The sequence below is a fragment of the Lujinxingia vulgaris genome, from assembly GCF_007997015.1.
Lineage (GTDB): Bacteria > Myxococcota_A > Bradymonadia > Bradymonadales > Bradymonadaceae > Lujinxingia > Lujinxingia vulgaris.
This window is the reverse complement of the sequence record NZ_VOSM01000004.1, coordinates 314,865-326,802: the sequence shown is the minus strand read 5'-3', so window position 1 is coordinate 326,802 and position 11,938 is coordinate 314,865. Positions and strand designations below refer to the sequence as shown.

Below are 11,938 nucleotides of genomic sequence, written 5' to 3'. Positions count from 1 at the left end.
GTTTAAGTCCGCGTAAACAATCGTGCGAAGTTTAAGAACCTTTGAACTTTGTGCAACCGAAAAGGCAGGGGGGGGGTCGGGCGCAGAATAGACAAAGCCGCCTGCGGAGCGATAGCGGTCCGGAGGCGGCTTGAGGGTCGGGGGGGCTGCGGTGCCTGCCGGGTGACTCAGTGGATGGAGGAGGGGGGGCTGTCGACGAAGGCGTGATCGCGGGTGCGGGTCGGGAGCTCGTCGGCGGAGCGCGAGGTGGGGGACTCGACGCAGGCGGCCTGATCGGTGGCCCGATCGGCGTAATGCTCCAGGCGGCGGATATGCTGATGGAGGGGCTCGAGCAGACGATCGCGCAGCTCGCCATGATCGAAGGCGGCGCTGTGCACGATGAAGTAGATCAGGCTGAGCAGCTCTTGCTGGCCGCGGGCGGCGCTCTCGCGTAGCTCGTCGGCGGTGGTGGCTGCGAAGACGATGCCCGGGTGGGTGCGCTCCATGCGACTCCACTGGCGCCAGCGCGTGGCGCGCTCGACATTGAGGGTGTCGAGGCGGTGGGCCTCGTCAATGCGGTGGCAGAGCGAGGTGAGCTGATGCTCGGCGGCGACGGCTTTCATCTGATCGTAGACGAAAAGGCGGCGCGCCGGGCTGAGCACGTGGCGTTCGAGCGTCTTGAGCGTATAGCCGTACATCATAAACCTCGTGGCCGCGCAGCCAGGGAGGCAGCGGGCATCAGGCAAAGGCGCCAGAAGCGAATGCGTTACGTCATACGAAGAAGGTAGCACAGGGCGCGAGCGCGCGGCAACTCCTGGTGGGACATTGTGCCCCGGGCGCATGGGGAGATGCGGCGGTGAGGGGCAGGTGTTTGGATGGGGTGGTGATGTAAGTGGTTGATGTGGAAGTGGTATTCCATGGCCGATGCGGGGTTGTTTCTCTTCGCCAGCGGGCAGGCCTGGACGTGCAGCCTGGTCTGCGAGGTGCGCGAGGGCTTCGGGCGAAGTTCTCCTGTGGGGCGGCGGGGGAGGGGCCGGACCCGGGTGAATGCGCCTTGCGTCGTCGGCGCGGGGAAGGCAAACATGCCAGGGGTCAGCATGACGCGGCGGCCGGCAGCAGACAGGCCCGCTCGATGTGAGGCTGGCTGAGCACGACGAGATCAGGCGAAGGACACGTTCTGAACGCGAAGATCACCAGCTGGATTCGAGGGCTCCCGGGGGTGCCCGGACATACGCTGCGCTTTGCGCTGCGCGTACTGCTGCGATTTTTCGGGGAGAAGAACGGGCTGATTCTGGCCGGGGCGGTCTCCTACAACACCCTGCTCTCGGTGATTCCGCTCTTTGCGTTGATCGCGGTCTTCTTCTCGACCTTTGTCGATGAGGCGTTGCTGCTCTCGACGATCCAGGTGGAGCTGAGCCTGATCGCTCCGGGGCAGAGCGAGTCTCTGGTGCGCGCGCTCCAGGGCTTTCTGCAGCAGAAGGAGCTCATCGGGGTGGTGGGCTTGCTGGTGTTGCTCTTTTTCAGCTCGATCGCGTTTCGGGTGCTGGAGAATGCGCTCAACGTGATCTTCGATCAGCCCGAGGAGCCGGTGAAGCGCTCGGTGTGGGTCTCGGTGCTGATGCCCTATCTGTTTATCTGCGTGATGGGGGTGGCGATCACGGCGTTGACGGCGTTTACCGCCGCGCTCGACGCGATCCCCCGGGCGGCCTATGAGGTGCCCTGGCTGGGGTGGCAGCTGAGCATGGATACGGCCACCAGCGTGGCGCTTTATCTGTCGGGAGTGGTGGGGCTGACGCTGCTTTTTGCGGCGATTTACCGGGTGCTTCCCCTGCCGGAGATCTCGTTTCGGCGAGCATTGGTGGGGGGGCTGACGGCGTCGGTACTCTGGGAGATCGTGCGCCATATTATGGTGTGGTATTTCACGAGCATCTCGCTTGTGAACATGATCTACGGCTCGCTGGCCACGGTGGTGATCGTGCTGCTCTCGATGGAGGTGGCGTCGGTGATCTTGTTGCTGGGGGCGCAGGTAATCGCGGAGCTGGATCGGGCCGACCGGGCCGGTGTGGCCTGGTATGAAAAGCCGAGCACGGCGCAGAAGTTGGAGCCGCCCCGGGCGAAGTCTCCGAAAGAGAAGGCCAAACGCGAGCCGGGGCGAAAGCGGGTGCGTACCCATCGTAAACTTCGCGACGAGCAGGACCCGCTTTAAGGCGTAAATCTGCCGGGGGAGAGGTCTGAAGACGCGGCGCTTATATGCCCGATGAGCGGCTATGTATGCGAACTTCGTGCGTTTCAGCGCTCGCGGCAGATGCCGGTGTATTCGTCGTTGAGGGGCTGGTTGCAGGTGCCCACGTAGGCGTCGATGCACTCCTGGTCGGCGTCGCAGTCGGAGTCGTCCCAGCAGTCAGCGTCGAGGGCCGGGGGGATGCGACAGACGCCTTCGCCGTTGGTGGTGCAGAGGCTGGCGTAGCAGCGCATGTATTCGGCGCCTGGAGCGCTGGAGCTCTGGCAATCCTGGTCGGTGAAGCAGCAGGGGGCGACGGTGGGGTTGGCGCCGGGGCGCGGGGTCAGCTGACAGAATTGCGGCGCGTCGGCGTCTGTGTCGCCCGCATCGCTCACATCGCCTGCGTCGCCGGCATCGGAGCCGGTGTCGCGGTCGCCCCCGGAGTTATTTCCGACGAGCCCGCCGGGGCCGGTGGAGTCGTTGACGTCGCGGAGCCGCTCGCTTTCCTGACAGCCGGAGAGCATCAGGACGAGCGCGGTGGAGCAGAGGATAAAGAGAGCGCGAACAGGCATGGGGGACTCCCGCAAAGGTGTGAGGACCAGGGAAAGGTAGAGAAGGAAGCGGTCGCGCACAACAAAAAGCCCGCCGCCGACCATGATGAGGTCGGCGGCGGGCCGGGGAGACGCGCCCGTCTCACAGAAGATGGGCGCGAAGCTGCCACAAGGCGATCAACGCTCGGTGAGCGCGGGGGCGTCTTCGATGGTGATGTCGCCGCGCATTAAGACGGGCGTCTCGCCAGAACGGTATGTGGAGAGACCGGCGTCCACCAGATCCTGGCTGAGGGTAAACCAGAGACGCTGGCCGTCGGCGACGCGGTTGACCTGGCTGTCGTCATCGTAGGAGCCGCTCCCGTCCTGAGAGAGCAGCGCGTTAAAGGTGGGGAAACCCAGGGGCGGGTTGTCGTAGATGCCAAATTCCAGGGGGTGAGTGCTGTAGACGGTGTTGTTGATGCCGTAGCGCCAGCCGTTGAAGAGGGTGATGGTCGGGTTGTCGGCGTCGGAGCCGCCGCTGACGATGTCGACGTAGCCGGCCGGGCGCACCGCCGAGACACGGTAGTTGGTGCTGTTGGCGCTGAAGGTGAGAAAGACCGCCGGGGTGCCGTCGGGGACGGTGACTTCGAAGGTGACGCGCACCGGGTTTCCGGCGTCGTCTTCGGCCGGCACGCGGGCGCCTTCTTCGAGCACGAAGAGCTGCGCGACGATGACCTCGCCATCGACCAGGGGGCGACCCAGGGTCAGAGCGATGTCCTGGTGGATGCCGTAGCCGAGAGCGGCTTCGGCGAGCAGGACGCTGTCGTCGGCCTCGGCAAAGATCTCCAGGATGACGTCTTCTGCGGCGTGCAGCGCGTCGATGCGCACTTCGGTGGAGACTTCATTGAGGGCCTGGTCGCGGGCTTCCAGGCTGTTTTCCAGAAGTTCGACGGTGAAGCTGGCCTCGACGCCGGTCTCGGTGGCGTCGAGCACGGGGAGGTCGGCCTGGGCGTCGAAGGCGTCGCCGGCGTTGGCGTCGGCGTGCAGCACCACACGCAGGAGTTCATTGTCGACGACGTCGCGATCCAGGGTGGCGACGATGTTGGCTTTGACGGCCGGGTCGGCGGCCACGGCGACGGCGCCGAGGATGGTGTCTTCGGCGTCGTAAATCGCAAGCCAGCCCGCCTGGTCGTAGACGAGTTCGGCGATGGTGACTTCGTTGAGGGGCAGGCTCTCCAGGAGCTGATCTTCGGCGGTGAGCTGCGGGGCGGAGGGATCGATGAGGGTCACATCAAAGGTGGCCATGACGGGCTCTTCGTCGACGACGACGATGGGATCTTCGTCATTTTCGCCGTCGAAGGTGAAGTTGCCGTCGGCCGGGCTCTCCTGGTGGATACGGGCGTGAAGGGTGGCGTTGGCGGCCAGCGCTTCATCGAGCGCGATGGTGATGTTCTCAAGCTCACCGGCGGAGAAAAGTTCGCTGGCGAGCAGCTCGCCGGGCTCTCCGCCCTCATCGGCGTAGATGGCGATCCAGCCGGCAAAACCCTGGAGTTTGGCCGCGGCGATCACGATGCTGTCGGCGGCCTCAAAGCTCACCGACTGGTTGTCGACGCTGATGCTGGCCACCGGCTGAAGCTCGGGAAGGGTGACGACGAAGCTGGCCTGGAGGGGCTCTTCATCCACCATGACAACAATGTCCGCCTCCGGGTCGAAGTCGTCGTCGGCGACCGCGTCGATGTGCAGCGAGGCGTGGAGGGTCTCTCCCTCGAAGGCGTCTCGTGAGAGTGCGACGCGGACGTCTTCGTAGGTGCCGGCCTCAATCGGGGCGCTGGCGATGACGTCGGCGGGGGTGCCCTCGTCGTCGGCGCGGATGATGATCCAGGCGTCGACGTCGCTGGCCACTTCGGCGATGACGACCTCGTTGATGGGATCGGCGATCTGATCTTCGACGACGAGCGCCGGGGCGATCTCTTCAACCTCAATGCTCACCGTAAACTGCACGCGGACCGGCTCACCGCGGTCGATGGCGAGGAGCGCGTCGTCGGGCTCGAAGGTCTCGGCGTTGTCTTCGCTCAGGTAGAGGCTGCCGTAGAGGAGTTCCTGGTCGAGAAGCGGGCGGGCAAGCTCGATGGTCAGGTCGGTGGCGCTGCCGGCCTCCACCGGCAGGGCGCCGAGAGGTTCGCCGAGCTCACCTTCTTCATCGGCGTCGTGAATCACCACGTAGCCGGCGCTCTCAGCGAGCACTTCGGAGACGATGATCTCCGAGGGGTTTTCGGGGGTCTGGTCTTCGATGGTGAGCAGGTTCTCACGCGCGTCGAAGGGCGGGGGCTCGTCGCCGCCGCAGGCGCTCAGCGGGATCGCCAGGAGAAGGGGGGCCAGCCATTTCATTGAGGTCTTCATGGGGAACTCCAGACAAACAGGGTCGATGAAGTGGGCCTGCTCCAGGCTCTGACATCGATGTCATGGTGCCGGAGCAGCGCCCGAGAGGCGCGTGAGACTCAGGGATAGCGAAACGTCGTTAAATGCGCTCAGTACAAGGGAAAATGAGGGCATGTGGCGGCCTTCACGTCGAGGCTGAGCTACGCGCCCGACTCGATGTGGGTACTATTAAGCAAGAGCTGTACCAAAAGTGCGGAAGCTTGCGAAGAGGACGCCAATTTTATACGCTGAAGGTCTGTAGAGAGCGCCGGGAATCCCCGCGAGATGAAGCCTGACCCGGAGAATGGGGTGTGGGAACGGGCGCTTCGAGATGACTGACTGAAGACGGGAGAGACGCATATGGCGATGGAGCTGCGCCAATCAGTGAAGATGTCGCAGCAGCTGCGGATGACCCCGCAGTTGCAGCAGGCGATTAAGCTTTTGCAGCTCTCACGCATGGAGCTGATTGCCGAGGTTCGCCAGGAGATGGTGGAAAACCCGGTGCTCGAAGAGATCCCGGAGCCTTACGAGTCGGAGGGGCCCGCCGAGCGGGAGTCGGATCGGCGCGAGGAGTTGGCGGAGGTTCGGGCCGATGAGCGGGATATGGGGGAGGTGGATTGGGAGGCCTACGCCGAGAAGTTTGGCGGGTCCGACGGTCCGACCAACCATTATAAGGGGATGCGCGGGGAGGATTTGCCCGGGCTTGAGCAGACGCTCTCGACGAGTGAGTCGCTGGTCGATCACCTGATGGAGCAGCTGCGCCTGGCGGAGCTTGCGCCGGAGGATGAGTACGTGGGCGCGCTCCTGATCGGCAACCTCGATGAGTCGGGGTTTCTGGCGTCGGTGAGCGTGGAGGAGATCGCCGAAGATGCGGGCACCTCGGTGGATCGGGTCGAGGGGATCCTGGCGTTGATTCAGACCTTCGATCCGGTGGGGGTGGCCGCGCGTGATTTGCGCGAGTGCCTGTTGATCCAGGCGCGGCGAGATCATCCGGAGTTCGGGTTGCTGCACGCGATGATCGAGGAGCATATCCCGGATCTGGAGCGTAAGAGTTACGGGAAGATCGCCCGCGCTCAGGGGGTGGAGCTCGACGAGGTGATCGAGGCGGCCAAGGCGCTCTCGTTTTTTGAGCCGCGGCCGGGGCGCGCGTACTCCGATGATGAGCCGCGCTACATCACCCCGGACATTTATATCCGGAAGTTGGACGGGGAGTGGGTGCCGGTGCTCAACGAGGATGGGCTGCCCAGGCTGCGCATCTCGAACTTCTATAAGAAGGAGCTCGCGCGCAAAAAGGAGGAGGGGGAGCGCGACGAGGTTAAGGATTATATCCAGGATAAGCTGCGCGGGGCGCTCTGGTTGATCCGCAGCATTGAGCAGCGCCAGAACACGATCGTGAAGGTCACCGAGAGCATCATCAAGTTTCAGCGGGACTTTTTTGAGAAGGGGGTCGAGCACCTCAAGCCGCTGGTGCTGCGCGATGTGGCCGAGGATATCGGGATGCACGAGTCGACGGTGAGCCGTGTGACGAGCTCGAAGTACGTGCATACGCCGCGGGGTGTGTTTGAGCTCAAATACTTCTTCAACTCCTCGATCACCAACCTGGGGGGCGATGATCTGGCCAGCGAGGCGGTCAAGGCCAAGATCCGCGATATCGTCGCGCATGAGGACCCGAAGAAGCCGCTGAGCGATGCGCGGATCGTGGAACTTTTGAAAGAAGAAGAGATCGACATCGCCCGGCGCACCGTGGCCAAGTACCGGGAGATGATGGGGATTTTGTCGAGCAGCAAACGCAAGCAGCTCTTCTGAACCACAAAAAAGGCCGAGGCTGCCGGCGGGGGGGCTTGTCTGCTGTGCGAGTTGTAACGAATACGGTTGGTAGGTGCTGGCGTTTCGGACTATGCTGGACCTTCGAGCGCAGGTGAGGTTGTCGGACGTGTGGTCCAAGACGTCATCGGCTCATTCTAGAATGCAGTATCATCTACCCGAAGAAGGAGTCCTTCATGAACGCAAACGTATCCTTCCGGAACATGGATTCGTCGGCATCGCTTCGCAACTACGCCACGGCCAAGCTGGAGCGCATCTGCGACAAGTATGTTCAGGGCAAGATCGACGCCTCGGTCGTGATGACCGTCGAGAAGTTCTGGCACATCGCCGACTTCACGCTGCAGATCAAGAACCTGACGGTGAAGGGGGCGGAGCGCAGCGAGGATATGTACAGCTCGATCGACCTGGCGCTCGACAAGATCGAGAAGCAGCTGCGTCGTCACAAGGATCGCCTTCGTGACCACAAGCCGACCAACGGTCAGGCCAAGATGTTCAAGATGGCGGTTGTCTCGCCGATCGCCGCGGAGTCGGCGGCGGAGATCGACAGCGAGTTCGCCGAAGATTACGAGCTCTATCCGGAGCCCTCGGCCGCCGAGGAGACCCCGGTGGTGGAGACGGTCAACACCCCGTCGGGTCGCGTCTCGGTGCTGCGCAACAAGCTCTATGAGGCCAAGCCCATGAGCATTGATGAGGCGGTGCTGCAGCTTGATCTTCTCGAAGACCGTCAGTTCTTCGTGTTCACCAACGCCGAGACCCAGGCGATCAACGTGGTGTACAAGCGCGACGATAAGAATGTGGGCGTGATCGAGACCTGATCGCCCCGACGCCCGCGGCGCTTATGCGCGCCGTGAGGTGAGAACGATAAGGAGCCCCTCCTGGCCGCAGCGGTCGGGAGGGGTTCTTTTTTTGTGGCAGGTGTTTTAGCTTTGCGGCCAGAGAAGCGGGGTGAGCCGCGACGGCGCTGATGTTGAGTCGGGGCCGGTTGATGGACGATGTGAGGATGTGAGGAGCGCAGATGAGTGAGTCGACGCAGAAGCAGGTGCCCTTTGGGTTGTGGTCGAGCAAGCTGGGGCCGGAGATGTTGGCCGGGGAGCTGCGCTTTTTAGATGTGTCGTGGGGCGGCAAAGGGCGCACGCTGGTGTGGGCGGAGCGGATCGATGGGCGCGGGGTGTTGATGGTGCAGCGCCCCGACCAGGCTGCGCGCGCGCTCAACGATGAGCTCAGCGTCAGCGGTGGGGTGGGTTATGGGGGCGGGGAGTTTGATGTTCGCGAGGATCTCGTGGTGTTTGCGGCCTCCGATGGTCGCCTCTACGCCGCCGATCTCGACAAAGGCCGTCCTCGCCCCCTCTCGCCAGAGTGGGGGAAGGTGGCCAGCCCGGCGATTTCGCCCGATGGGCAGTGGGTGGCCTATGTGCACCGGGTCAATGATGAGGATGTGATCGCGGTGGTGCCCACCGACGGGTCGCAGTGGCCGGTGAAGGTGGCTCAGGGGGCCGACTTCTACATGCAGCCGGCGTGGTCGCCTTCGGGCGACAGGCTGGTGTGGGTGAGCTGGGATCATCCGCAGATGCCCTGGACGCAGACGCGCCTTGAGACGGCAGGCATCGATATGACCGGCGGGGTGGTGCGGGTGGGGCCGCGCTCCTCGGTGGTGGAGAAGGAGGGCGTGGCGGTGCAGCAGCCGCAGTATTCGCCCGATGGTCGGTGGCTTTCGTATTTGAGCGATGAGAGCGGCTTCTGGCAGGTGGTGCTGCAGGATGTGCAGAGCGGGGAGTCGCGGGTGATCGAGCGCGAGGGGGTGGAGTTTGGCGGGCCGCCCTGGATTCAGGGGCTGCGTTTCTACGATTGGACCCAGGATAGCGAGGCGGTCATCGCGCTGGGGAGTGTGCGCGGCGAGCATCATCTGGAGCGGCTGGGCGTCGATGGGAGTGCCAGGCGCTTGCCGGGGTTGGAGGGCTATACTTCGTTGGCCCAGCCGCGGGTTACCACCGGGGGGGCGGTGGCGCTGATCGCGTCGTCGTCGAAACGTCCGCCGCGGGTGATCACGGTGGCCGCGGGCTCCGTGCAGGTGCGTCGCTTCGCGTCGAGCGAGCGTCTTGAAGAAGATGAGCTTGCGGCGGCCAGGGCGGTGAGCTGGGCGGTGCAAGGTGACGATGGCGACGATGTGGAGGTGCACGGGATCTTCTATCCGCCGACCAACCCGGCCTATCGCGCCAGCGGCAAGCCGCCGGTGCTGGTGATGATTCACGGGGGGCCGACCGCCCAGCGGGTGATGGGGTGGGAGGCGCGAAATCAGTTCTTTGCCACGCGCGGCTTTGCCGTGCTCGATGTGAACTACCGCGGCTCCACCGGCTACGGGCGCGCGTACATGGAAGCGCTCTTTGGCAAGTGGGGCGAGGCCGATGTGGAGGATGCGGTGGCGGCGGTGCGCTTCCTTGATGAGGAGGGGCTGGCCGATGGTCAGCGCGCCGTGATCATGGGCGGGAGCGCCGGGGGGTATACCGTGCTCAAGGCCCTGGTGGATCATCCGGGCACCTTTAAGGCCGGTGTTTGCCTCTACGGGATCTCGGATCTATTTGCGCTGCAGCGGGGCACGCACAAGTTCGAGGCGCATTATAACGACAGCCTGATCGGGCCCTTGCCTGAGGCCGCCGATCTTTATCGGGAGCGCTCCCCGATCAATCGGGCCGAGCGCATCAGCGATGCGCTGGCGATCTTCCACGGGGCTAAAGATTCGGTGGTTCCGTTGGATCAGGCCGAGGCGATCGCCGGGTCGTTGCGACGACGCGGTGTGCCGCACCTCTACCATGTGTATGAGGAGGAGGGGCACGGGTGGCGACGGGCGCAGACCATCGATCACTTCCATCGGAAGGTGTTGGAGTTTTTGGTGGAGAAGGTGGTGTATTGAGGGGGCGTGGGGTTGGGGGGGGGCGCGTGTGGGGATGGTGGGGCGCGATTTGTGGTTAGGTGGTTGGGTGGTTGTGTGGTTGTGGGGCGCTCGGGTTCGCGTTGTGGGGAGGTTTGTGAGGGGGTTGGGGGGTGTGCGGGTTGTGGTTGGGTGGTTGGGTGGTTGTGGGGCGCCGGGGTTTGCCACGTTGGTCGATTTGTGAGGGCGTTGGGGGGTGTGCGGGTTGTGGTTGGGTGGTTGGGTGGTTGGGTGGTTGTGGGGCGCGGGGGGCTGCCACGTTGGTCGATTTGTGAGGGGGGCAGGTGGTTTGCAGGGGGGGCGCAACCGGGGAAAATTAATTGATAATTGGTGACCCCCGGTCACGAGAGGTTGTGTGTTTATGCGGGTTTGAGGAGGTTGAGGGGGCCGGAGTGGGGGGTGTCGGGGGAGAACTCGGCGGGTTGTTGGAGGCGAGCCTGGGGGTAGGTGCAGTAGAGGGGGGCGAGGATGGCGGCGGGGCGGTGGTTGCCGCTTTTTTTGATGCCGCCGAAGGGGAGGCGGCTGGAGGCGCCGACGGTGGAGCGGTTGAGGTTGAGGATGCCGCAGTCGAGCTCGTAGGTGAGGGCGTCGAAGCGCTCGGGGTCGGCGGTGAAGACGCTCATGGCCAGGCCGTAGTCGGTGGCGTTGGCGAGGCGGGCGGCGCTTGCGGCGTCGGAGGCTTCGTAGAGGACGATGTCGGGGCCGAAGAGCTCTTCGGTCTGGTGTTCGCCCTGGGCGTTGAGCTGGGAGGCGCGCCAGAGGGCGGGGCGGACGAAGTAGCCCCTTTGAAGTTCGGGGTGGGCGCCGCCTTCGAGGATGGGGATGAGGGTGCCCTGATCGTCTTGTTGCTGGACGTTGAGGAAGTCTTCAAATCCGCGGCGGTCGGCCAGCGGGCCCATAAAGGGGGCGGTGTCGCCTTCGGTGGTGGGGTCGCCGGTGGTGACGCGCTCGAGCAGGGCGACGAGGCGATCCTGGAGGGCGTCGATGATGGTGGTGTGGGCGACGACGCGGCTTGTGGCCGAGCAGCGCTGGCCGGTGGTCAGGCAGCTTGCGAGCAAGATCTCGTGGGCGGCCTGATCGAGGTTGGCGTCGTCGAGGACGATGGCGGTGTTTTTGCCGCCCATCTCCAGGGCCAGGAGCTTCCAGGGCTGGTCGAAGGTGGCGCGGCGGATGCGCTGGGCGGTGGCGAAGGAGCCGGTGAAGAGCACGCCGGCGACTCTGGGGTGGGCGCTCAAGGCGGCGCCGACTTCGCCGGGGCCGTGCACGAGGTTGAGGACGCCGGGGGGGAAGTCGGCCTCCTGCGCGCACTCAAAGTAGAGCTGCATGGAGAGGGGGGCGAGCTCGGAGGGTTTGACGATGAGGGTGTTGCCGGTGAGGAGCGCGGGGATGATGTGGCCGTTGGGGAGGTGGAGCGGGAAGTTGTAGGGGCAGAGCACTGCCAGAGGTCCAAGCGGGCGGTGGTGCCAGGAGCCGCCCTGGAGGCCCTCGGGGTGGACGGGGCTGGTGAGGTCGAGGCCCTCGGTGCTCATGATGTCGATCTTGGCGGTCAGCGCGCCGGCTTCGCCGCGGGATTCCCAGAGCGGTTTGCCCATCTCGGTGGTGATGGCGCGGGCGAGCCCCTCTTTGCGGGCGTCGAGAGCCTTGCGGAAGCGCTCGATGTAGGGGAGTCGGCCTTCGACGCCGAGTTTATCCCAGGCGGGGAGGGCTTTTCGGGCGGCGTCGACGGCCAGGTTGACGGCGTCGGTGGACCAGGGGGTCTCAAAGATCAGCTCGTCTTTCAGAGCGGGGTTTTCGCGGCGCAGGGTGTTCTGGGCGCGGGCGGGGGTGGTCCATTGGCCGGCGATGAAGTTTGCGCGGGAGGGGATCATGAGACCTCGGGAGGTGGTTGGAGATGTGCAGACACAGGTTGGCAGGCGGCTCTATTGTGGCGACGTGAGGCGGGATGTCCAGAGGCGGGTGGGCGTTGCTCGTGTGGGGGAGGTCGGGAAGGAGCGCATATATAAAGGACTTTGCACGACCGAGGGTCGGGTTAGTGAGGCG

At 64.5% G+C, this 11,938-nt stretch carries 8 protein-coding genes; 4 read left to right on the top strand and 4 right to left on the bottom strand.

Annotated features, from left to right (window positions below; translation table 11 throughout):
- Positions 1 to 167: 167 nt before the first annotated feature.
- Positions 168 to 680, bottom strand: coding sequence for a hypothetical protein (locus FRC98_RS10590; RefSeq protein ID WP_146981383.1), 513 nt, complete (start codon positions 678 to 680; stop codon positions 168 to 170).
- Positions 681 to 1,198: 518 nt separating this feature from the next.
- Here FRC98_RS10590 and FRC98_RS10585 point away from each other — a divergent pair.
- Positions 1,199 to 2,185: a YihY/virulence factor BrkB family protein gene (locus FRC98_RS10585; RefSeq protein WP_230467501.1), complete on the top strand. Its 987-nt coding sequence runs from the start codon at positions 1,199 to 1,201 to the stop codon at positions 2,183 to 2,185.
- 83 nt (positions 2,186 to 2,268) lie between these two features.
- Here FRC98_RS10585 and FRC98_RS10580 read toward each other — a convergent pair whose 3' ends face one another.
- The gene (locus tag FRC98_RS10580; protein WP_146981381.1) at positions 2,269 to 2,772 is read right to left on the bottom strand and encodes a hypothetical protein; all 504 of its coding nucleotides are present in this window, start codon (positions 2,770 to 2,772) and stop codon (positions 2,269 to 2,271) included.
- 156 nt (positions 2,773 to 2,928) lie between these two features.
- Positions 2,929 to 5,130: a DUF7282 domain-containing protein gene (locus FRC98_RS10575; RefSeq protein WP_146981380.1), complete on the bottom strand. Its 2,202-nt coding sequence runs from the start codon at positions 5,128 to 5,130 to the stop codon at positions 2,929 to 2,931.
- A gap of 378 nt (positions 5,131 to 5,508) precedes the next feature.
- Here FRC98_RS10575 and rpoN point away from each other — a divergent pair, with 378 nt between their 5' ends.
- The 3 genes from rpoN (at position 5,509) to FRC98_RS10560 (ending at position 9,880) form a co-directional block, all read left to right on the top strand.
- Positions 5,509 to 6,954: an RNA polymerase factor sigma-54 gene (rpoN, locus tag FRC98_RS10570; RefSeq protein ID WP_146981379.1), complete on the top strand. Its 1,446-nt coding sequence runs from the start codon at positions 5,509 to 5,511 to the stop codon at positions 6,952 to 6,954.
- A gap of 194 nt (positions 6,955 to 7,148) precedes the next feature.
- Positions 7,149 to 7,787, top strand: coding sequence for a ribosome hibernation-promoting factor, HPF/YfiA family (hpf, locus tag FRC98_RS10565; RefSeq protein ID WP_146981378.1), 639 nt, complete (start codon positions 7,149 to 7,151; stop codon positions 7,785 to 7,787).
- A gap of 200 nt (positions 7,788 to 7,987) precedes the next feature.
- Positions 7,988 to 9,880: a S9 family peptidase gene (locus tag FRC98_RS10560; protein WP_146981377.1), complete on the top strand. Its 1,893-nt coding sequence runs from the start codon at positions 7,988 to 7,990 to the stop codon at positions 9,878 to 9,880.
- Positions 9,881 to 10,257: 377 nt separating this feature from the next.
- Here the strand turns inward: FRC98_RS10560 and FRC98_RS10555 are convergent, their stop codons facing one another.
- Positions 10,258 to 11,766 (bottom strand): aldehyde dehydrogenase family protein, encoded by a 1,509-nt coding sequence (locus FRC98_RS10555; protein WP_146981376.1) that lies wholly within the window; start codon positions 11,764 to 11,766, stop codon positions 10,258 to 10,260.
- Between the last annotated feature and the right edge of the window lie 172 nt (positions 11,767 to 11,938).